General features: G+C 59.2%; 20 protein-coding genes. 13 read left to right on the top strand and 7 right to left on the bottom strand.

Annotation, left to right across the window (positions count from 1 at the left end):
- Nucleotides 1-66 precede the first annotated feature (66 nt).
- The 5 genes from ACYVIS_RS17565 to ACYVIS_RS17545 are packed head-to-tail and all read right to left on the bottom strand — an operon-like array spanning nt 67 to nt 4,572.
- On the bottom strand, nt 67-795 hold the full coding sequence (locus ACYVIS_RS17565; RefSeq protein ID WP_232743860.1) for an ABC transporter ATP-binding protein: 729 nt from the start codon (nt 793-795) through the stop codon (nt 67-69).
- Nucleotides 792-1,526, bottom strand: coding sequence for an ABC transporter ATP-binding protein (locus ACYVIS_RS17560; protein ID WP_232743859.1), 735 nt, complete (start codon nt 1,524-1,526; stop codon nt 792-794). The genes ACYVIS_RS17565 and ACYVIS_RS17560 overlap by 4 nt, the downstream gene beginning before the upstream one ends.
- Nucleotides 1,523-2,470 (bottom strand): branched-chain amino acid ABC transporter permease, encoded by a 948-nt coding sequence (locus ACYVIS_RS17555; protein WP_232743858.1) that lies wholly within the window; start codon nt 2,468-2,470, stop codon nt 1,523-1,525. Before ACYVIS_RS17555 ends, ACYVIS_RS17560 begins: the two co-directional genes overlap by 4 nt.
- A complete protein-coding gene (locus ACYVIS_RS17550; protein WP_232743857.1) occupies nt 2,467-3,330 on the bottom strand; it encodes a branched-chain amino acid ABC transporter permease in 864 nt (287 codons plus the stop codon). The genes ACYVIS_RS17555 and ACYVIS_RS17550 overlap by 4 nt, the downstream gene beginning before the upstream one ends.
- A gap of 24 nt (nt 3,331-3,354) precedes the next feature.
- Nucleotides 3,355-4,572, bottom strand: a complete 1,218-nt coding sequence (locus ACYVIS_RS17545; protein ID WP_232743856.1) for an amino acid ABC transporter substrate-binding protein — start codon at nt 4,570-4,572, stop codon at nt 3,355-3,357.
- Between the two features lie 301 nt (nt 4,573-4,873).
- Between ACYVIS_RS17545 and ACYVIS_RS17540 the strand changes: the two genes are divergently transcribed.
- Nucleotides 4,874-5,263 carry a DUF2325 domain-containing protein gene (locus tag ACYVIS_RS17540; protein WP_232743855.1) on the top strand — a complete coding sequence of 130 codons (390 nt, stop codon included), beginning with the start codon at nt 4,874-4,876 and terminating at the stop codon, nt 5,261-5,263.
- 88 nt (nt 5,264-5,351) lie between these two features.
- Here the strand turns inward: ACYVIS_RS17540 and ACYVIS_RS17535 are convergent, their stop codons facing one another.
- A complete protein-coding gene (locus ACYVIS_RS17535; RefSeq protein ID WP_232743854.1) occupies nt 5,352-6,041 on the bottom strand; it encodes a C40 family peptidase in 690 nt (229 codons plus the stop codon).
- Between the two features lie 285 nt (nt 6,042-6,326).
- On the opposite strand from ACYVIS_RS17535, the gene ACYVIS_RS17530 reads away from it, so the two are divergent.
- The 5 genes from ACYVIS_RS17530 to ACYVIS_RS17510 all read left to right on the top strand — a co-directional run bounded on the left by ACYVIS_RS17530 (nt 6,327) and on the right by ACYVIS_RS17510 (nt 13,143).
- A complete protein-coding gene (locus tag ACYVIS_RS17530) occupies nt 6,327-8,264 on the top strand; it encodes a propionate--CoA ligase (RefSeq protein ID WP_460874600.1) in 1,938 nt (645 codons plus the stop codon).
- Nucleotides 8,261-8,668 carry a heme-binding protein gene (locus ACYVIS_RS17525; protein ID WP_232743852.1) on the top strand — a complete coding sequence of 136 codons (408 nt, stop codon included), beginning with the start codon at nt 8,261-8,263 and terminating at the stop codon, nt 8,666-8,668. The genes ACYVIS_RS17530 and ACYVIS_RS17525 overlap by 4 nt, the downstream gene beginning before the upstream one ends.
- Entirely contained in the window at nt 8,665-10,008 is a 1,344-nt protein-coding gene (locus tag ACYVIS_RS17520; protein WP_460874599.1) for an MFS transporter, read from the top strand. Before ACYVIS_RS17525 ends, ACYVIS_RS17520 begins: the two co-directional genes overlap by 4 nt.
- 126 nt (nt 10,009-10,134) lie before the next feature.
- Nucleotides 10,135-12,114 carry an acetate--CoA ligase gene (gene acs / locus ACYVIS_RS17515; RefSeq protein WP_460874598.1) on the top strand — a complete coding sequence of 660 codons (1,980 nt, stop codon included), beginning with the start codon at nt 10,135-10,137 and terminating at the stop codon, nt 12,112-12,114.
- A gap of 144 nt (nt 12,115-12,258) precedes the next feature.
- Nucleotides 12,259-13,143 (top strand): DMT family transporter, encoded by an 885-nt coding sequence (locus tag ACYVIS_RS17510; RefSeq protein ID WP_370635962.1) that lies wholly within the window; start codon nt 12,259-12,261, stop codon nt 13,141-13,143.
- Between the two features lie 50 nt (nt 13,144-13,193).
- On the opposite strand, the gene ACYVIS_RS17505 is transcribed toward ACYVIS_RS17510, so the two are convergent.
- Entirely contained in the window at nt 13,194-14,840 is a 1,647-nt protein-coding gene (locus tag ACYVIS_RS17505; protein ID WP_460874597.1) for an electron transfer flavoprotein-ubiquinone oxidoreductase, read from the bottom strand.
- Nucleotides 14,841-15,057: 217 nt separating this feature from the next.
- Between ACYVIS_RS17505 and ACYVIS_RS17500 the strand changes: the two genes are divergently transcribed.
- The 7 genes from ACYVIS_RS17500 (at nt 15,058) to ACYVIS_RS17470 (ending at nt 22,005) form a co-directional block, all read left to right on the top strand.
- On the top strand, nt 15,058-15,498 hold the full coding sequence (locus tag ACYVIS_RS17500) for an acyl-CoA thioesterase (protein ID WP_460874596.1): 441 nt from the start codon (nt 15,058-15,060) through the stop codon (nt 15,496-15,498).
- A 64-nt stretch (nt 15,499-15,562) separates the two neighbouring features.
- A complete protein-coding gene (locus ACYVIS_RS17495; protein ID WP_460874595.1) occupies nt 15,563-16,261 on the top strand; it encodes a CoA transferase subunit A in 699 nt (232 codons plus the stop codon).
- Nucleotides 16,262-16,272: 11 nt separating this feature from the next.
- Nucleotides 16,273-16,926: a 3-oxoacid CoA-transferase subunit B gene (locus ACYVIS_RS17490; RefSeq protein WP_232743847.1), complete on the top strand. Its 654-nt coding sequence runs from the start codon at nt 16,273-16,275 to the stop codon at nt 16,924-16,926.
- 74 nt (nt 16,927-17,000) lie between these two features.
- Nucleotides 17,001-18,794: an aminopeptidase P family protein gene (locus ACYVIS_RS17485; RefSeq protein WP_460874594.1), complete on the top strand. Its 1,794-nt coding sequence runs from the start codon at nt 17,001-17,003 to the stop codon at nt 18,792-18,794.
- Nucleotides 18,795-18,968: 174 nt separating this feature from the next.
- On the top strand, nt 18,969-20,627 hold the full coding sequence (locus tag ACYVIS_RS17480) for a CTP synthase (RefSeq protein WP_232743846.1): 1,659 nt from the start codon (nt 18,969-18,971) through the stop codon (nt 20,625-20,627).
- A gap of 113 nt (nt 20,628-20,740) precedes the next feature.
- Complete coding sequence (kdsA, locus tag ACYVIS_RS17475) at nt 20,741-21,595, top strand: 3-deoxy-8-phosphooctulonate synthase (RefSeq protein ID WP_232743845.1); 855 nt, start codon at nt 20,741-20,743, stop codon at nt 21,593-21,595.
- A gap of 125 nt (nt 21,596-21,720) precedes the next feature.
- Nucleotides 21,721-22,005 (top strand): DUF1330 domain-containing protein, encoded by a 285-nt coding sequence (locus ACYVIS_RS17470; RefSeq protein ID WP_232743844.1) that lies wholly within the window; start codon nt 21,721-21,723, stop codon nt 22,003-22,005.
- Nucleotides 22,006-22,217: the final 212 nt, after the last annotated feature.

Below are 22,217 nucleotides of genomic sequence, written 5' to 3'. Positions count from 1 at the left end.
TGGGGCAGGGCTTGTGAGCCGCCGTCGGTGCATCTCCGACGAGTGGCTCACAGGGCCCGACGGGAGTCAAAGTCCCAGGTAGGCGCGTTGCAGGGCGGGGTCGTCTATCAATTCCTTGGCGGGACCCTGGCGTACGATTTTGCCGGTTTCCACTACGTAGCCGCGATCGGCTGCGGCCAGGGCCAGGTGAATATCCTGTTCGACCAGCAGGACAGTGACACCTTGGCCCCGGATGCTGACGAGCACATCCATGAGCTGGTCGACAATGATCGGGGCCAGGCCCAGGCTCATCTCATCGACCATCAGCAGCACCGGCCTGGCCATCATGGCGCGCGCCATGGCGCACATTTGCTGTTCGCCGCCGGACATGCTGCCGGCCAGTTGTTTGCGCCGTTCGGCCATGCGTGGGAAGAGCGCGTAGATCTTTTCCAGATCCTGGGCGACTTCAGCGCGGCTGGGGCGGTGATAGGCTCCCATCAGCAGATTGTCCTGCACCGACATGCGGTCGAACAGTTGCCTGCCTTCGGGGACTTGCACCATGCCCAGTTCAAAAACCTGGTCGGGTGTGTATTCGGTAATGAGCGTGCCGTTGAAGCGGATATCGCCTTTGCAGTGCAGCAGGCGGGACAAGACGCGCAACAGCGTTGTCTTGCCTGCACCGTTGCTGCCCACCAGGGCGACGATCTCGGATGGAAAAATGTCGAGATTTATATCGTTGATGACCGACATTTCTCCGTAGCCTGCCGACACGCCGTTCAGCTGCAGCAGGGGGGAGGCGCCAGGGCTGGGATTCATGTTCGTTTTTTTCCTAAATAAGCTTCGATCACGGTCGAGTTTGCAAGAACCTCATCGGGTACTCCGTCGGCAATCTTCTCGCCGTGGTGCAGCACCATGATCCGGTCCGACAGTGTCTTGATGGCTTTGATGACGTGCTCGATGACGATAATGCTGATGCCTTCGCTGCGAACCTTGCGTATGACTTCGATGACTTCATCGATTTCGACCAGGTTCAGGCCGGCCATCACTTCGTCGCAAAGCAGAACGCGAGGCTGCATGGCCAGGGCCTTGGCCAGTTCAAGACGCTTGCGGTCGGGGCCGCCCAGTTCTTCGGCGCGATGATCCACATGTTTGCCCAGGCCCACGAATGTCAGGCATTCACGGGCTTTTTCCCGGGCGACGCTGAGCTTTTTTTCGCCGCCGCCGCGTCCGAACAGTGCGCCTACGGCCACATTGTCCAGCACCGACAGGCCGGGGAAGGGGCGCATGATCTGGAAGGTCCGGCCTATGCCCAGCCGCGCGCGCTGATAGGCGGGCACCGAGTTGATGGGGCGGTCCTGGAAAAAAACCTCGCCTTCGGTGGGAGGCAGGGTGCCGCTGATCAGGCTGATCAGCGTGGTCTTGCCGGCTCCATTGGGGCCGATGAAGCCCAGGATCTCACCTTGGTTGAGCGTGAAACTGACGTTGTTGACGGCCAGCAGGCCGGAAAAGCGGCGTGTCAGATGGCGTGCTTCTAAAATGGGTGTCATAAGCGATTGGCCCGAATATTTTCCACAAAATAGCGCCAGCCCGAGCGGTGAAAGCGCCGTATGACGTCAGCCAGGCCGCGCGGCATCAGGACTACGGCAACGACGATCACCGCGCCAAAGAACAGGCCTGCGATGCTGGTGACTTCGCTGGACAACACTTCCGAGATGGCCGACAGGATGAACGAGCCGACGATAGGTCCCAGGATTGTGCCTGGCCCGCCGAACACCGCCATGATGATCATCTTGACGTTAAGCGTGATGTCGAAGGCGCTTTCGGGGTCCAGGAAGGTGATCCAGTAGGCATGGATGCCGCCGGCCAGGGCGCTGAAGATCCCCGCCAGTGCGAACGCCATGATCTTGTAGCGCGTGGTGTCGACGCCCATGACCACGGCGCCTTCTTCGTTTTCGCGTATCGCGATCAGGCCAAAGCCGAAGCGGCTGCGCGTCAGCCAATAGATCGTCAAGGTGACGAGTATCAGCAGCCCTAGAGAGAGTTCATAGAACAGGGGGTCGTTATTCAGCGGCGGCAACACCAGGCCGATGTTCTGGCCGGCGATCTTGACGTTGGAAACGATGGCGATCATGACCTGGGCGAGCGCCAGGGTGGCGATGGCGAAGTAGTGGCCCTTGAGCCGCAACACCGGAAGCCCGAGGCACAGGGCGAATATCACGGCCAGGATCACCCCGAACGCCATGCCGAAGGCAAATGGCAGGTGCCACTGAACCATGGCTATGCCGACCCCGTAGCTGCCCAGTCCGTAGAAGACCGAGTTGCCGAACGAGGCGTAGCCTGTGTATCCGCCGATGATATTCCAGCCTTGGGCCAGAACCGCCAGCAGCAAGGTGCTGATTCCGAATTGAATCACCACGTCGGAGCCGTATTTGGGCAGCAGCACCAAGGCGATGATGACTGCCACGAGCAGGATTGCGCGCATTGTTTTCATGCGGTTCTCCCGAGCAGGCCGCTAGGCCGCACAATCAGAACCAGGACCAGCACACCGAAACTTGCGACATCGGAGAAGGTTGGGCCGATATAGAGTGCGGTCAGTGCTTCGATAAGCCCCAGGAACAGGCCGCCTACGATTACTCCCAGAGGGTTGTCCAGGCCGCCGATAATCGCTATGGCAAAGGATTTGGCGGTGAGCGTGGCTCCGATATAGGGGTTGATTTGCGAGACGGTCCCGTACAGGCCGCCGGCCGCGCCGGCCAGGGCCAGCCCCAGGCCGAAAGTCACGGCATACAAGTGCCTGGGCTCCACGCCGTAAAGGCGCGCGGCAACCAGGTTCTGGGCGGTTGCCCGGATGGCGCGCCCCAGACGGGAGCGCAGCAGGAAATACCACATGGCCAGTGTCAATACCATGGCCACGCCGAACGCGGCCAGCCTGACGGCGGGGATGGTGAGATGGCCCAGGGTAAAGCTGCTGCCGGCATAAACGGGGTTGATGGTTCTGAAGTCGGCGGAAAAGATCAATTGCGCCATATAGGTCAAAACCACTTCAAGCCCGAAAGTAATCAGCAAGGTGTTGAACATCGGCGCGCGGGCGATCAGGTTGAGCAGGCCGCGCTGTATGCCATAACCCACCGCGAACATGACGCAAGCGGTGATGGGCAAGCCAAGAAACGGATCGATGCCCACGTAAGTAAATAAGTACCAGGAGATATAGGCTCCCAGCATAATAAAGGCCCCATGGGCCAAGTTCACAATATTCAACACACCCCAGACAAGGGCGAGGCCGAGCGCCATGATGGCGTACAACCCCCCTTGCAGGATTCCGTTGACGAGGATTTGTAAAAGTAAATCCACGTTAACTCCTTAAAGACGCACTATTTAACGACCAGACCAGGATGGCATGGGATATTTGGCCTGGTTGATGAAGGCTTTGCCGTCAAACACAGGTTTCAGCGCGCCGTCCTGGACTTGGACCACGGTTTGGTCGAGGTCGATCTGCCCGTTCTTGCCAAAAGCGATTTTGCCGTAGAGGCTGTCAAAATTGCTTGCGGCGATGGCATCGCGGACTTTCTTGGGGTCCAGCGAATTGGCTTTTTCAAGAGCGACAACCAAGGCTTCGACATCGGAAGCGCCCGAAGCCGCATGGTAGTCGGGCTCGTAGCCGTATTTGGCCTTGTAGGCGGCGGCAAATTGCTCCGCATCGCCAAACCACTTGTCTTTAAGCGTCGGGCCCGGCAGCCAGGCGGTCATGCCGAAAGCGTAATCGGCATCTTTGCCCAAAGCCTTGCGGAAGTCTTCGCTGGGCACGCCGACCGTAAACGAATACATTTTCGGTGCCACGTTCAGGCTCTTCGCCTGGCGGACAAAATTGAGAATCTCGGTTTCATGGCCGGCGACAAGTACCGCGTCGACTTTCTTGGATTTGATTTGCGACAGCAAGGAGTTGAAGTCGCTGGCGTTGGTGCTGTAGCGTTCGTCCATGACGATGTTCAGTCCGGCTTTTTTGAGCTGGGGCCGTGTGCCGTTGGCCACCGATACGTCGAAGGAATCGTCGGCGTACAGCAACGCCACCGATGCGGGAACCGGCTTGACCTGTTTCAGCATGGCTATGGTGCTGCCGAAGTAATTGCTGGCAGGGGCCAGGGTGCCGAAGATGTATTTGAAATTACGCGCGAAAATCTGATCCGAGGCGCCGCCGCCCTGGACCATGGGGACCTGGTATTTTTCCGAAACCGCCGAGTCGGCCAATGCAAAATTACTGGCGAAGGGCCCGAGCAGCAGATGGATTTTGTCTTGGGAGACAAGTTGTGTGTATTGGCGCACGCTCAGGTTGACGTCGGATTGATTATCGTAGATTTTGAGGGCCAATTTGTACGACTTGCCATCTACCTTGACGCCGCCTTTTTCGTTGATTTTATCGATCGCCAGTTGATACGCGTCCCGATAATAGCGCCCGGTATTGGCACTCGATCCGGTCAATTGCACCGACGCACCTAGAACAATGGTGGGTTCTGCGGCCTGCACGGTTGACAGGGATAGCGCCATGGCGAGTGTGCCAAGAGCGAAGGGTATTGCGTGTAAAGATTTGGAAATCATTATTCGATACCTCCTTTAAAGATATCTTTATTCTCCCTATATCGCTTTACGGCAAACTGAATTGCTTACACTTTGTCAGCTTTTTTTTGCCTTAAAAGCTCTGTTTTCGAAAGCGGTTCTGCGGCTGTGCTCGGGATGGCCGCCAATTTCCGGCACTTCTTGAAATTTCATAAGCCGTTAATTTTTAATTATTTAATTTTTCATACTGGGAGCCATCTTATTTTTTCCCGGGCTGATTATTTTATTGACTATGATAATAGGAATTATTATCATTACCTAAATATTAGCCTATGGAGCCACTATGTCTGGATTTGTCAGTGCTATTGTCGTGGGCGCCGATCGCCTGGGCAATATTCCCGATCTGCTGAAAGGGCACAATATTGCCATCAGGCACCACATCAGCGGACGCGATCCCGCCCACCAAAAAAGAACCCTGCAATTGCCGTCGGGCACGGATCTGCTTATTTTGCTGACCGATTTTCTGGGTCATAACGTCATGAAGACATTCCGGGCCGCCGCCCAGCGCTCGGGAGTGCGCGTTGTGGCGTGCCGCCGTTCAGTCTGCAGCATGAAGCAGGCTTTGAATCAGTGTGGGTACTGCGAGTCCTGCCCGAAGGACAAATCCGGGGCAGAGCAGACCGTGCAGTTTATCCCGCCCCTGAAACAGAAGGCGGGCGGCAGAACACGCTGAGGGCCGGCCCCGGCATGCAGGCCTGCGGCAAACAAAACGGGCACCCGAGAGAGGTGCCCGTTTCAATATGCAAGAACGGTGGGCCGGCTTAGTGCTGCTTGAGGGCCTCGCTGGCCAGTTTTGCGGACGAGTCGTTGGCAGCCAGACGGCGCGCGCCGTTATAGCGTTTTTTCCAGTAGCTCTGGTCCATGTTTTCGACACGGACTACCTGGCCTCTGCGTGGCGCATGAACGAACTTGTGATCGCCGAGGTAGATGCCGACGTGCGAAAAGCGGTGCCCGAGGGTATTGAAAAAGACCAGATCGCCTTTTTTGAGATCGCCAAGCGAAATCCATTTGCCTTCGTGCGCCATGTCGGCGGCGCGGCGCGGTAGTTTGAGCCCCAGGGATTTTTCGGCGGCGTAGGCAACCAGGCCGCTGCAATCGAAGCCGCTTTTTGGGGTGCCGCCGCCATAGCGGTATTTGATGCCCAGGAAGTTCAGTGCGGTCGAGGCCAGGGCCTTGGTGGCGGCGGGGTGTACTGTGGAACTGCTGCTGTTGAAGCTGTCGTCGTTCGGGCTGCCGTCGGCAAGATAGGCGCCGAGCGGATCGGATTGGGTACGTGAAAGGTAGTTGTCGCGAAGATTGCGCGAGCTGGAGTCGGCAAATTTGCTTTGAGCGTTGGTGGCGCAGCCCGCGAGGGCTATTGTGGTGGCGAGTATCGCACACTTGGCCGCGCGCCAGAGAGTCTTGTTATTTATGCATGAATATAGTCGTATCGGGAGTCGATGGGGCGGCATAGTCTTCAATTCGGATGACCGCGCTTCGCCCAGCGTTTTATAACGTTAATATTAACGAAATGTAAACATTCAACCCTGAACTTGGCGCAAATTTGACGAGTAATTTTGGTGTAAGCAGGCCGAGTTTAACTAATCTTGCTTAACACGTAAAGCGCTTGTAACGTTTACAGAGATTCGGTATAGATCTACCCTATAGGGCCTAGCGCTCCTATGGCGAAAGACAAATCGGTGATTGAAACTCTTGTTTTTGAAATAAATTGATACAAATAAATTCGTCTGCCGCGGATGCAAAGAACAGCCGCGGCCGATCACAACTACCCGCCTACCAGGAGACAGAAAATGCAGAAAATCCGCGAGTTTCATCGTCAGTCGATAGAACAGCGCGAGGAGTTCTGGCGACGAGAATCGCAGCGTGTCCATTGGGAAACGCCATTTACCGAGGTACTGGATTATTCCAATCCTCCTTTTGCCCGTTGGTTTGTGGGCGGCAGAACCAATCTCTGCTACAACGCGGTGGATCGCTGGCTGGCAACGCAGGCCGACAAGCCCGCGCTGATCTGGGTGTCGACGGAAGTCGATCAAGAGGTGATATACACCTGGGCGGATCTGGCGCGCGAGGTGAACACGGTGGCCGCCATGCTGCGCAGCCTGGGGGTAGGCAAGGGCGATCGCGTGCTGGTATACCTGCCGATGATTCCCGAGGCGGCGTTCATCATGCTGGCTTGCGCGCGTATCGGGGCGATTCATTCGGTGGTGTTCGGCGGCTTCGCCTCGCACAACCTGGCGCAGCGCATCGACGATGCCCGGCCCAAGCTGGTGGTGTCGGCCGATGCCGGCTCGCGCGCAGGCAAGGCAATTGCCTATAAGCCCCTGCTGGACAAAGCGATGGGCGCGGCAAGCTATCCTCCCGAGACTGTTTTGCTGGTCGATCGCGGCCTGATCGGGTTTGAGCCCGTGGCGGGCCGGGATATCGACTATGCAAGCCTGCGCGCCCGCCACGATGGAGTCCAGGCGCCGGTCGAGTGGCTGGAGTCGTCCGAACCCAGCTATATTCTCTATACCTCGGGTACGACGGGCAATCCCAAGGGCGTGCAGCGCGACACCGGGGGGTATGCGGTGGCGATGGCGGCTTCGATGCACTATGTCTTTGGCGGCAAGCCCGGCGATACCTACCTGTGTACCAGCGATATCGGTTGGGCGGTAGGGCACTCTTATGTTGTGTACGGGCCTTTGCTCAATGGCCAGGCCACCATTATGTACGAGGGCCTGCCGACTCGTCCCGACGGCGCGATTCTGTGGAAAATGGTTGAAAAATACCGGGCCAATGCCATGTTTTCGGCGCCCACGGCCATCCGGGTTCTCAAAAAGCACGATCCGGCGCTGTTGAAAAAACACGATTTGTCGAGTCTTAAAACCGTTTATCTGGCGGGCGAGCCGCTGGACGAGCCGACGGCTACCTGGATTTCCGAGGGCCTGGACAAACCCATCATCGACAATTACTGGCAAACCGAAACGGGCTGGCCTATTTTATCGGCCCAACCGGGGGTCGAGGAAGTGCCGACCAAGTTCGGCAGCCCCTCGTTTCCGGTCTATGGCTATGACGTGCGCGTGGTCAGCGAAAGCACCGGCGAAGACCTGGGGCCGAATCAGAAAGGCGTGGTGGCGATTGCTCCGCCTTTGCCGCCGGGCGCCATGTCCACGATCTGGGGCGACGACGAACGCTTCGTCCGCACTTATTTCTCGTCCTTTCCGAATCGCATGCTGTATTCGACCTTCGATTGGGGGCTCTACGACCAGGACGGCTACTGGTTTATTTTGGGGCGCACCGACGATGTCATCAATGTGGCCGGCCATAGGCTGGGCACGCGCGAAATCGAGGAATCCCTGAACAGCCATCCCGCCGTTGCCGAATCGGCGGTCGTCGGGGTGGCCGACACCGTCAAAGGTCAGGTCGCCATGGGGTTTGCCGTCCTGAAGGATCCCGCTGCGTTGAGCGAGCAGGCGGTGGCCGACTTGGAAAACGATATCAAGCGCGTCATCGAAGAGCGTATCGGCGCGGTGGCCCGACCCGCCCGGATCCGTTTTGTGGGAGCCTTGCCGAAAACCCGTTCGGGCAAGGTCTTGCGGCGTGCGATTGTGGCATTATGCGAGGGGCGGGATCCGGGCGACCTGACCACGATTGAAGATCCCACTGCCCTGGAACAAATCAAGGATTCTTTATGAAAACCAAACCTGTATTGAGTGCTTCCGACGTCAAAACCATATTGGCCGCTGCCGAGCAACATGCTATTGAGCATCAATGGGCCGTGACCATTTCGGTTGTGGATGACGGGGGGCACTTGCTGGGCTTGGTGCGTCTGGACGGAGCGGCTCCTGTTTCGGCCCATATTTCTCCGGCCAAGGCGCGCACAGCGGCCTTGGGCCGTCGCGAATCCAAGGGCTATGAAGATACCATCAACCAGGGCCGTTATTCGTTTTTGTCGGCGCCCACCCTCGAGGGCATGCTCGAAGGCGGGGTGCCGATTGTGGTGCAGGGAGACGTGGTGGGCGCCGTGGGCGTTTCGGGGGTGAAGTCCTCCGACGACGTGAATATTGCTCGCGCGGGGATAGCCGCCCTGAATCCATGACGAGCAATGTTCCTTCAGGGCAGGATACTGCCGCGCCCGGTTCCCCTACTGGATCGGCAGGGTTCCGCGATACCCTGAATCCGGGGGTTGCGAAGCGCGAGGTCTGGGCCTGGGCCATGTACGATTTCGCCAATTCGGGGTATACAACCGTGGTTCTCACCACGGTTTTCAGTGCGTATTTCGTTGGGGTGGTCGCCGCCCAGAAGACCTGGGGTACGCTGGCATTCACGGCCGCCCTGTCGTTTTCTTACCTGATGGTCATGCTGACCATGCCGACCCTGGGCGCTCGCGCCGATGCCAATGCGGCCAAGCGGCGCCTGCTGTTTTCCAGCACGGTCGGCTGTGTTGCCGGAACCCTGCTGCTGGCGCTGATTGGTCCGGGCGACATTGCCTGGGGGCTGATCATACTGGCGCTATCGAATTATTGTTATTGCGTGGGCGAATCGATCATTGCCGCCTTTTTGCCGGAAATCGCCAGGCCGGAAGCGCTGGGCCGTGTTTCGGGCTGGGGATGGAGCTTCGGCTATTGCGGCGGCATGCTGAGCCTGGGCCTGGCACTGGCGCTGGTATCCTGGGCCGCGGGCCGGGGCGAGGGCGCCAGCCAGTATGTACCGCAAGTCATGGTGCTGACGGCGCTTATTTTCGCTTTGGCGGCGATACCGTCTTTCATGCTCTTGCGCGAGCGCTCGGCGGCCACTCACAAACCGGCCGAGGGGCTGTTTGGCCGGCTCCTGGCGGCCTGGCGCGAAACAGGTAAAAATTTCCCCGATTTCCGTCGCCTGCTGTTTTGCGGTGCCTGCTATCAGGCCGGCATCGCCGTGGTCATTACCTTGTCGGCGGTGTATGCCACCGAAGCCATGGGCTTTACCATGGCCCAGACCATGATGCTGGTATTCACCGTCAATATCGGCGCGGCGGCCGGCGCTTTTTCGTTTGGACATGTGCAGGACCGCATTGGCCACAAACGGGCACTGGCCATTACCCTGTGCGGCTGGATCCTGATGATCGCGGTGGCCTACGTGGCGGTGCAGGTGTGGGTATTCTGGATTGCGGCGGTACTGGCCGGCTTGTGCATGGGTACCAGCCAAAGCGCGGGACGGGCCATGGTGGGCGCTCTGGCCCCCCAGCAGCGCCTGGCCGAATTCTATTCGCTCTGGACGTTCGCCCTGCAATTGGCGGCCGTGGTCGGGCCCTTGTGCTATGGCCTGGTTACCTGGGTGACCGGGGGCAATCATCGCATGGCCCTGCTGTTTACCGGCGTGTTTTTCGTGGCCGGCCTGGTGGCGCTGGCACGTGTGGATTTTGCGCGTGGCCTGCGGCAGCGCGATACTATGTCCTGAACGCCCAGGCCAAGGAGATTTGCCGTTTTATCGGTTTTGTCAGCCCTTAGTAAGCCTGATTGGTTACGGTTAGCAAGCAAAGTCTGAATAACATCTGTTCATCAAAATATATAAGGAGCCTATGTCATGTCTGCAGAGATCGAATCGGTTTTAGTGGAAAATCGCGTCTTTCCGCCATTCGCCAACCTGGTCAAAGAAGCCAATATTTCCGGCATGGACGCTTATCAGGCGTTGTGCGACGAAGCCGAACGTTCTCCCCGGGATTTCTGGGGGCGCCTGGCGCGCGAAAATCTGGTTTGGGACACGCCTTTCACCGAGGTGCTCGATGAATCGAATGCGCCGTTTTATCGCTGGTTCGGCGATGGCAAGCTGAATGTGTCGGCCAATTGCCTCGATCGGCATCTGAACACCGCCACGGCCCAAAAAACAGCGATTATTTTCGAAGCCGACGATGGCCGGGTTGAGCAGGTCAGCTATCAGCAGCTGCATGCCCGGGTCTGCCAGTTTGCCAATGGTATCAAGGCCCTCGGATACAAGGCGGGCGATCGGGCGATTATCTACATGCCCATGGCCGTCGAGGCCGTCGTGGCCATGCAGGCCTGCGCACGGCTGGGCATTATTCATTCAGTGGTGTTCGGCGGGTTCTCCTCGAAAAGCCTGCACGAACGGATTGTCGATGTGGGTGCGGCGCTGGTCATCACGGCCGACGAGCAGGTGCGCGGCGGTAAAAAGATTCCGCTCAAGCCCGCCGTCGACGAGGCCCTGACCATGGGCGGGTGCGAGGCGGTCGGCAAGGTCATTGTGTACAAGCGCACTGGCGGCTCAATCGCCTGGCAGGCGGGCCGCGACCTGTGGATGCACGACGTTTCGGCCAAGCAGGCCAGCACCTGCGAGCCGGTTTCCCTGAGCGGCGAGCATCCGCTGTTCATTCTTTACACCTCCGGCTCCACCGGCAAACCCAAAGGCGTGCAGCATGCCACGGCGGGATTCCTGTTGTGGTCACTGCTGACCATGAAGTGGACCTTCGATGCCAAGGATACCGATGTGTATTGGTGCACGGCCGATGTGGGCTGGGTCACGGGCCATACCTATATCGCATACGGGCCGCTGGCGGCGGGCCTGACCCAAGTGATGTTCGAAGGGATTCCTACTTATCCGAACGTGGGCCGTTTCTGGGACATGATCCAGCGCCACAAGGTCAGCGTGTTCTACACCGCGCCCACGGCCATCCGTTCCCTGACCAAGGCGGCCGAGGCCGCGCCTGAGTATCATCCGCGTCAATACAATCTGGACAGTCTGCGCATCATAGGTTCGGTGGGCGAACCCATCAATCCCGAGGCCTGGATGTGGTACTACACCAATGTGGGCCGCGAGCGCTGCCCCGTGCTGGATACCTGGTGGCAAACCGAGACGGGTGCCCACATGATTACCCCCTTGCCCGGCGTCACGCCGCTCAAGCCGGGGTCGTGCACCTTGCCTCTGCCGGGCATCGCCGCCGCAGTCGTCGACGAAGTCGGCGAAGAGGTCGAACGTGGCAAGGGCGGGTTCCTGGTCATGAAACGGCCCTGGCCCGCCATGGTGCGCACCATATGGGGTGATCCGGAACGTTTCAAAAAGAGCTATTTCCCTCCCGAACTGAAAGGCTATTACCTGGCCGGCGATGGCGCGCAGTGCGACAGCGACGGCTATTTCTGGATCATGGGCCGTATCGACGATGTCCTGAACGTCTCGGGCCATCGTCTGGGCACGATGGAAGTCGAGTCGGCGCTGGTGTCGCACGAGCTGGTGGCCGAAGCCGCGGTGGTTGGGCGCCCGGACGCCACTACCGGCGAAGCCGTGGTGGCGTTTGTGGTACTGAAGCGCTCCTTGCCCGAAGGTGCCGAAGCGGTGGCTATTGCCAAGCAGTTGCGCGACTGGGTGGCCAAGGAAATCGGACCCATCGCCAAGCCGAAAGACATTCGATTCGGCGAGAACCTGCCCAAAACCCGTTCCGGTAAAATCATGCGCCGCTTGCTGCGCGTGGTGGCCAAGGGCGAAAAAGTGACGCAGGATGTATCGACTCTTGAAAACCCGCAAATCCTCGATCAGTTGTCGCAGTCGGTGTAGCGGGGACAATGAATCGCCATGGCGCCAGGTGTCGTCATGGCGACGGGAATCGCGGCGGCGGTGTAAATTACTGTGTGCCAGCCCGTTTTCCCGGGTTGCAGCGGCACCCCCTGGCGGGTGCCATTTCTTTTGTGGAGCCTTTTCTTGAAAACGAACCAGCCGGATCGCGGTGCTTTCCTGTTGATGGCGCTGACGGTGCTTTTGTGGGGTTTCAGCTGGATCGTCATGAAAGATCTGTCGCACTATATTGGTCCGTTCGATCTGGTGGCCCTGCGCTACGCGACTGGATTCCTGGCCTTGTTCGTCATACTGCTGGGATCGCGGCAATCGCTGCGCTTCCCGCCGTTCTGGCTGACCATCGGAATCGCCTTGTTTCAGACAACCGCTTTCCAGTGCCTGGCGCAGTTCGCGTTGGTGGCCGGGGGGGCGGGGCATGTGGTGATGCTGTCCTATACCATGCCGTTCTGGGTGTTGATATTCGCGTGGCTGTTGCTGGGTGACCGGCCCACGAGCCGTCATGCGCTGGGCTTTGCGCTGGCGGCATTGGGCCTGCTGGCCGTGATTGCGCCCTGGGAGGGTTTGGGCGGCGTGCTCAGTTCTTTGCTGGCTTTGGCCGGTGGGGCGAGCTGGGGGCTGGGCGTGGTGCTGGCCAAAATGCTGTTCCAGCGCCATTCGGTCAATGTCCTGAACGTAACGACCTGGCAGATGCTCCTGGGCGCGTTGTTTACCTTGCCGCTGTCCATGGCAGTGCCCCAGATGAATATTCAATGGGGGACGCATCTGGTGCTGGGGGTGCTTTACATGGGCGTCATGGCTTCGGCGCTGGGCTGGGTCATGTGGATGATGGTGGTGCGCCGGGTAAGCGCCACCATCGCCGGCATGTCCAGCCTGGGCGTACCGGTATTGACGATCCTTCTTGCCTGGCTCTTGCTGAGCGAGCGGCCCACGCCTCTTGAACTTGTCGGCGTTGCCTTCATGCTTGCCGGCCTGGTCGTCGTAACCATCGCACCGGCGCGCAGACAGACGTAAGGGTGGGCCTTATGCCCCTCCGTACGGAGGGGCAGCGCTGCTGAAGTCGCCTACATGCCGCTGTAGACAGGGCCTTCGCCGCCTTGTGGCGCCACCCAGACGATGTTCTGGGTGGGATCTTTGATATCGCAGGTTTTGCAATGCACGCAGTTCTGTGCGTTGATTTGCAGGCGGTCGTCGCCGGTATCGGTTTTGACGAACTCATAGACTCCGGCCGGACAATAGCGCGTTTCCGGGCCGCCGTACTTGGCCAGATTGACCGAGACGGGAATCGAAGCGTCTTTCAGCGTCAGGTGCACGGGTTCGTTTTCGTCGTGGTTGGTATTTGAAATAAATACCGAACTGAGGCGATCGAAGGTGAGCTTGCCGTCGGGTTTGGGGTAATCGATGCGCGCGCATTCGGCCGCAGGCTGCAGGCTGGCGTGGTCGGGCTTGCTGTGGTGCAGCGTCCAGGGCATTTTCCCTTTGAACAGCCACTGTTCGATGCCGGTCATGAGCGTACCCATGGTGCGGCCCTTCTTGAACCATTGCTTGAAATTGCGCGATTTGTTCAGCTCGGCATACAGCCAGGATTTCTCGAAAGCGGCCGGGTAGGCAAGCAGTTCGTCGTGGCGGCGATCGGCCTGCAGTGCGTCGAAAGCCGCTTCGGCGGCCAGCGCGCCGGTTTTGATGGCCGAGTGGCTACCCTTGATGCGCGAGGCATTCAGGAAACCCGCCTCGCAACCGACTATGGCCCCGCCCGGGAAACAGAGTTTGGGCAGCGACAACAGGCCGCCGGCCGTCAAGGCGCGAGCCCCGTAGGCGATGCGCTTGCCGCCCTCGAAGATGGGGCGTATGGCCGGATGTGTTTTATAGCGCTGGAATTCTTCAAAGGGAGAGAGCCAGGGGTTGGCGTAGTCCAGGCCCACCACCAGCCCGACCGCGACCAGGTTGTGGTTCAGGTGGTACAGGAACGAGCCGCCATAGGTATCGGCGTCGAGAGGCCAGCCGGAAGTGTGCATGACCAGGCCGGGTTGCGATTGAGCCGGGTCGACCTCCCACAATTCCTTGATGCCGATGGCATAGCTTTGCGGGTCGCGGCCGGCGTCCAGTTTGTAGTGTTCGATCAGTTGGCGCCCCAATTGGCCGCGCGAGCCTTCGGCAAAGATGGTGTAGCGGGCCAATAGTTCCATGCCAGGCTGGTAATGGGATGTATGCGAGCCGTCGCGCGCAACCCCCATGTCGCCGGTGGCTACGCCTTTGACGGCTCCTGAATCGGTATACAGGATTTCACCGGCGGCGAAGCCGGGAAATATTTCCACGCCCAGGGCCTCGGCCTGTTCACCCAGCCAGCGTACGAAGTCGCCCAGGCGCACTATGTAGTTGCCGTGGTTTTGGAAGCATTGGGGCAGTAGCCAGTTTGGCGTGGCGCGCGCGCTTTTTTTCGTCAGGAAAAGGAATTTGTCTTCGGTGACCGGAGTTTCCAGCGGAGCGCCTTTTTCTTTCCAGTCGGGAATCAGCTCGGTAAGCGCCTGCGGATCCATGACGGCGCCCGATAGAATATGAGCGCCCAACTCGGCGCCTTTTTCCAGGACACAGACACTGACTTCCTGGTTACGCTCGGCGGCCAGTTGTTTCAGGCGAATTGCCGTAGCCAGGCCTCCCGGCCCTCCGCCGACAACGACTACATCGTATTCCATCGATTCGCGCTCAGCCATTTATAAAGTTCTCCCTGTAATGTATTTGTGTTGAAGCGATTCGCCGTGGATGGCTCTGGATTTATTAATCCGGATTGTATTGCAGTCTGCGGCCGGCCTGACAATATGTGGTGGGGCGATTGTGTAACCCGCCGCCGCGGCGGCGCGCCGATCCTATTTGTTACCGTTATACTTGGTGCTCGACATCGAATAAAACCAAGCAGGAGGCACGGAGCACATGCAGGTTGCGGATCAATCGGGACTGCCGCGTATTGGCGGCGTCTTTTCTTGTGTCATGCCCTTGCGCTGGGGTGATCTCGATGCCTTGAACCATGTCAACAATACGCTTTATTTTCGCTATGCCGAAGAGGCGCGTATTCATCTGTTTGCCGCCGCTGGAATTGTCCTGCCGTCGGCTCGAGTGGGCGTGCTGGCGCACGCTTCCTTCGATTTTCTCAAGCCCCTGCTTTACCCCGCCACCGTGGTGATCAGTCTGGTCCTCACCCGCCTGGGGCGTTCGAGCATGGAATTCGAAGTACTGGTCGAATGCCGGGAAGACCCCGGGGTGGTGTATGCCAAAGGCAGGAATGTCATGGTCGGAACCGATTCGGCCACGGGCAAGTCCCTGGCCTGGACGCCCGACGAGCTGGCGGGGTTTGCACTATGCTTTGTGGCATGAACCGGAATTTAGTCGATGCTGTTTCAAGTGAATTCTTTTTATTTTTAATCAGAAGGATGGAGTAATGGATAAAGTCTATGCAAGTGCCGCAGAAGCACTTAAAGGCGTCGTTGCCAACGATCAGACCATTGCCGTAGGAGGCTTCGGGCTTTGCGGCATTCCCGAAGCATTGATCGCTGCCTTGCGCGATTCAGGCGTGCAAAACCTGACCTGCATCAGCAATAACGCCGGGGTCGACGGTTTCGGTTTGGGCCAGTTGCTCAATACTCGCCAGGTCAAGAAAATGATCGCGTCCTACGTGGGCGAAAACAAGGAGTTCGAGCGCCAGTTCCTGGCGGGCGAACTCGAGCTCGAATTCACGCCGCAAGGCACTCTGGCTGAAAAGTTGCGTGCCGGCGGCGCCGGGATTCCCGCGTTTTTCACTAAAACGGGTGTCGGCACGGTGGTTGCCGATGGCAAGGAAATTCGCGAATTCGACGGCGTCAAATATGTCATGGAACGTTCGCTCACGCCCGACGTGTCGCTGGTCAAGGCCTATATGGCCGATCGCAGCGGCAACCTGGTTTTCCGCAAGACGGCCCGCAATTTCAACCCCAATGTGGCCATGGCTGGCAAAATCACCATCGTCGAAGTCGAAAAACTGGTCGACACGGGAACCTTCGATCCCGATGCCGTGCACTTGCCGGGAATCTACGTACACCGGATTGTGGTCAATGCCCATCCCGAGAAGCGTATCGAACAACGTACCGTCAGCAAAGCGTGAGGAGATGAATAATGGCTTGGAATCGTGATGAAATGGCGGCGCGCGCCGCTCGTGAATTGCAGGATGGGTTTTATGTGAATCTGGGCATAGGCCTGCCCACGCTGGTGGCCAACCATGTGCCCAAAGGCGTCGAGGTCTGGCTGCAGTCTGAAAACGGCTTGCTGGGCATAGGCCCGTTTCCCACCGACGACCAAATCGACGCTGATCTGATCAACGCCGGCAAGCAAACGATTACGACTTTGCCGGGATCGTCGATTTTTGCCTCGGCCGACTCCTTTGCGATGATACGGGGCGGCAAGATCAACCTGGCCATTCTGGGCGCCATGCAGGTGTCCGAGAAGGGCGATCTGGCCAACTGGATGATTCCGGGGAAAATGATCAAGGGCATGGGAGGCGCCATGGATCTGGTCGCGGGAGTCGGCAAGGTGGTCGTGCTCATGGAACATGTGGCGCGTAAAAAAGACGGCACCGAAGATATCAAGCTGCTGCCCGAATGCAATCTGCCCCTGACCGGGGTGGGTGTGGTCGACCTGATCATTACCGATCTGGGGGTGATGGAAGTCACCGAGAATGGCTTGAAGCTGACCGAGGTCGCCCCCGGCGTCACGGTCGCCGAAGTACAAGCCAAAACCAAGGCTCGGCTCGACGTCTCCGCCGTCGCGTAACGGCCCTCGGATCGTTGTATCATGGCTGTGCCACTCCTGTACGGGATGGCACAGTTTTTTTATAAGGAATCGTTGTGGGTAATTCCGTTTATGCCGAACGTATCGGGGCCTTGCGGGCAGCCATGTCCACGCACAAAATCGATGCCTGCGTGGTGTTGTCGTCGGACCCGCATTTGTCCGAATACCTGCCCGGGCATTGGCAGGCGCGCAGCTGGCTGAGCGGCTTCGAAGGTTCGGCGGGAACGCTGGTCGTGACGGCGCAATTTGCCGGCCTGTGGACCGACAGCCGCTATTGGGTGCAGGCCGAACACGATCTGGACGGAACGGGCATACAGACCATGCGCGCCGGCGCCGATGGGGTACCGAGCTTTATCGATTGGCTGGCCGCGGAGCTGCCCAAGGGCAGCCGGGTCGGGGTCGACGGCCAGGTTGTGAATGTGCAGTCATATCGGCAATGGCAGGCGGTGCTCGGCAAGCGGGACATAAGCCTGGCTGGGGATCTCGACCTGCCCGGCGCCGTCTGGGCCGGCCGCAGCCCGCTGCCTGCAGAGGCCGTCTACGAGCACACCGTGCCGTTCGCGTGCCGTACCCGGGCGGAAAATCTGGCCGCGATCCGGGCGGGCATGGCCTTGCACAAGGCCGACTGGCACTGGGTATCGTCGCTCGATGACATCGCCTGGATTTTCAATCTGCGCGGCAACGATGTTTCGTACAACCCGGTATTCCTGGCGCATGCCCTCATAGGCCGCGATTCGGTGCGTTTGTTTGTCGCCCCCGAAAAAATTGATGCCGCGCTGCGCGCGAGGCTGCAGCGCGACGGTATCCAGATCGAACCCTACGATGCGGCGGGCGCCGCCCTGGCAGCCCTGGCGCAAGGGCAGACTCTGCTCATCGACCCGGCACGCACCACGGTGGGTGTGCTGGCCGCCGCGGCCTATGTCGAGAAGGTCGAGGCGGTCAACCCTTCGCACTTGCTCAAGTCCCGCAAGACCGACGCCGAGCTGGCTCACGTCCGGCTTGCCATGGAACAGGACGGCGCGGCCTTGTGCGAGTTCTTTGCCTGGTTCGAGTCGGCGCAAGGCCGGGAAACCGTGACCGAGATCACGGTGGATGAAAAAATATGCGCGGCGCGCGCCCGCCAGAAAGATTTCGTTTCTCCCAGCTTTGGCACGATTGCCGCGTTCAACGCCAATGGCGCCATGCCGCATTACCATGCCACCGAACAATCGCATGCCCTGATCCAGGGCGACGGCCTTTTGCTGATCGATTCGGGTGGGCAATACTATGGCGGCACCACCGACATTACCCGCGTGGTGCCGGTGGGCCAGCCCAGTGTTGAGCAGCGGCGCGATTACACGGCCGTGCTCAAGGGCATGGTGGCGCTTTCGCAGGCGGTGTTCCCGCGCGGCACGGCTGCGCCTTCACTGGATGCCATTGCCCGCCTGCCGATCTGGCAGGCCGGCGTCGAGTACGGGCACGGCACGGGCCACGGTGTGGGCTATTTTCTGAATGTGCATGAAGGGCCGCAAGCCATTTCCTACCGTACCCCGATCAATCCCAATATGGGTATGGAACCCGGCATGATCACTTCCAACGAGCCTGGCTTGTATCGGCCCGGGCGCTGGGGGATCCGCATTGAGAACCTGGTGGTCAATCGTGCGGCCATGACGACCGAATTCGGCGAATTCCTGAAATTTGAAACGCTCACCTTGTGCCCCATCGATACGCGCTGCATCGAGCGTGGCTTGTTGACCGAAACCGAGACCGCCTGGTTGAACGCCTATCATGCCGAGGTTCGGCAACGCTTGCTGCCGCGAGTCCAGGGCGATGCCCAAGCCTGGCTGCTGCGTCGCACCCAGGCATTGTAGGAGCGGTTAAAAAACAACGGCCGCCGAAAAAAATAATCCCGCCAAAACGCCGCCCTGTCTGGATATGGACAGAATTCCGCGGCGGATTTCGGCGGCTGGCCGGAAACAAGTCCTGGCCTGCGGCTATAATCCAAATTTCCTGCTCATGCCCGGCGGCCCCGGGCGCGAATTACAATGACCAAATATGTGTTTGTTACAGGTGGGGTAGTGTCCTCCCTGGGTAAGGGCATTGCTGCTGCTTCGCTGGCTGCGATTCTTGAATCTCGCGGTTTGCGCGTCACACTTCTTAAGCTGGATCCCTACATTAACGTCGATCCGGGCACCATGAGCCCGTTTCAGCATGGCGAGGTTTTCGTGACCGAAGACGGCGCCGAAACCGATCTTGACCTGGGCCACTACGAGCGTTTCATTTCGCCCCGCATGCGCAAGGTCAACAACTTCACCACGGGCCAGATCTACGAATCGGTGCTGCGCAAAGAGCGCCGCGGCGATTATCTGGGTAAAACCGTACAGGTGATCCCACACATTACCAACGAAATCCAGGACTTCATCGCGCGCGGCGCCACCTCGGCATGGAACGGCTCCACCGATGTGGCCATTGTTGAAATCGGCGGCACCGTGGGCGATATCGAGTCCTTGCCGTTTCTTGAGGCGGCGCGCCAAATGAGCCTGCGCCTGGGGCGCAATAATGCCGCATTCGTGCATCTGACGCTGGTGCCGTTCATTGCCACGGCGGGCGAACTCAAAACCAAGCCTACCCAGCACTCGGTGCAAAAATTGCGCGAAATCGGCATTTACCCCAACGCCTTGTTGTGCCGCGCCGATCGGCCCATCCCCGACGACGAGCGCGCCAAAATCTCGCTGTTTTCCAATGTGCCGCTCGACGCGGTGATTTCGGTCTGGGATTCCGATTCGATCTACAAGATCCCGTCCATGCTGCACAAGCAGGGCCTGGACAATCTGGTTTGCGATGCGCTGGCCATTACTCCGCCGCCCGCCGATCTGACCATGTGGGATCGTCTGGTCGAAGCCATCGAGCACCCCAAACACGAGGTTCGCATCGGGATGGTCGGCAAGTATGTGGACCTGACCGAATCATACAAGTCCCTGAGCGAAGCGCTGGTGCATGCTGGCATTCATACCCATTCGCACGTGACGATTGAATACCTGGATTCCGAAACCATTGAAACCGAAGGCACCGATTGCCTGAAATCCCTCGATGCCATTTTGGTGCCGGGGGGCTTCGGCAAGCGTGGCATCGAAGGCAAGATTGCCGCTATCCGCTACGCACGCGAAAATGGCATTCCGTATCTGGGTATTTGCCTGGGAATGCAGTTGGCCGTTATCGAATTCTCACGCGATGTGGCCATGCTGGGCGGGGCCAACAGCACCGAATTCGATCCGGCGGCGCCTCATCCGGTCGTTGCGCTGATTACCGAATGGCAGGATCGTGAAGGCAAAATCGAAAAGCGCGATTCGTCTTCCGATCTGGGCGGCACAATGCGCAAGGGTGCGCAGCGCTGCCCGGTCAAGCCGGGGACGCGCGCCTATGAAATCTATGGCAGCGAGGTCAACGAACGCCACCGCCATCGCTACGAAGTCAATAACGTGTATGTGTCGCGCCTCGAAGAGGCCGGCCTGGTGATCAGCGCCCGCACGCCGACCGAGAATCTGCCGGAAATCATGGAGCTGCCCGGCCATCCCTGGTTCATGGGGGTGCAGTTCCATCCCGAGTTCACCTCGACCCCCCGCGATGGGCACCCTCTGTTTTCGAGCTATATTCAAGCGGCGATCAAACACCAGGAACAGCGCGTCGAGCATTCCGGCGCTTGACGTCCGGAGCCCCCTGGAACAGAAGGGCATACGCCGGGCCCTGGCCTTAATCCTCATTAGCCCCGCCCGCTGGCCATTCAGCACCGGGGGCGGCATTGCACAAAGGCATCGGTATGAAACTATGCAGCTTTGAAGTCGGCCTCGATCAGCCCTTTTTCCTGATAGCGGGCCCTTGCGTGATCGAGTCTCGTCAAATGGCTTTCGACACGGCGGGGCAACTGAAGGAAATCACGCACAAGCTGGGTATTCCGTTTATATACAAAAGCTCGTTCGACAAGGCCAATCGCAGCTCGGGCCGTTCGTACCGCGGCCCCGGCATGGACGAAGGCTTGAAGATTCTTGCCGATGTGCGCGCCGAACTGGGCGTGCCCATACTGACCGATGTGCATGATATCGGGCAGGTGCCCGAGGTGGCTGCCGTGGTCGATGTATTGCAGACGCCCGCTTTCCTGTGTCGCCAGACCGATTTCATTCAGGCTTGCGCTGCCAGCCTGAAGCCGGTCAACATCAAGAAGGGCCAGTTTCTGGCCCCGCACGATATGGTGCAGGTAGTGGCCAAGGCGCGCGCGGCGGCCATCGCGGCCGGCGGCGACGGCAATACGATCATGGCGTGCGAGCGGGGCGCATCGTTCGGCTACAACAATCTGGTGTCCGATATGCGCTCGCTGGCTATCATGCGCGAAACCGGTTGCCCGGTCGTTTTCGACGCGACTCATTCGGTGCAGTTGCCGGGCGGGCAAGGCACTTCGTCGGGCGGACAGCGCGAGTTCGTACCGGTGCTGGCGCGCGCCGCCGTGGCGGTGGGTGTGGCGGGTGTGTTCATGGAAACGCATCCCAGGCCCGACGAGGCCTTGTCCGATGGCCCCAATGCCGTGCCTCTGCATCATATGGCGGCATTGCTGGAATCCCTGATTCAAATAGATCGCAGCGTCAAACAGAACGGGTTTATTGAAGATCAGTTCAATTGAAGCAGCCTGCCGGCGCCGAACGCAGGGTGTCGACGAGACCCGTTAGAATATAGGCATCGCAGCGCCGGGTCGCGCGTGCTTGCGCACCGCCCAGGCCTGGTTCAATCATATTCCATGAGACACACATGACTGCCTATCTTATCGCCAATATCCATGTCACCAAGCCCGAGAAATACGAAGAATACAAGCGTTTTTCGTCGCTTGCGATGCAGGCGCACAACGCCAAGGTTCTGGTGCGCGGCGGGAAAACAGAAGGGCTGGAAGGCGACACTCCCAGCCGCACGGTAGTGCTGGAATTTCCTTCCATTGCCGCGGCCAGAACGTTCTACAACTCGGCCCAGTATCGCCGCGCCCGCAATGTGCGCGAGGGCGCCGCCGTCATGACCATGTATATCGTCGAGGGTGTGTAGTCGGCGGGGGTTTCTTTTGTAGGCTTTTGTAGAGGTGGTTGCCTAGGGGGCTGTCTTATCGCGACTATCCGTGTTCATCCGTGTTCTTAAGAGGCGAGGGTGGGGGGCCAATGGCCGTCGCCAATGCTGGTGGCATGATATGCGTTCTTAAGGCGCGGGGGTGGCGGCCCAGGCAGGGTGGTGCTCGCCTCGTCCGGTCCTGGCTGCGCCAG

The sequence above is a fragment of the Paralcaligenes ginsengisoli genome (assembly GCF_054781135.1).
The sequence above is the reverse complement of the archived record's forward strand: the minus strand, read 5'-3'. Positions and strand labels throughout refer to the sequence as shown.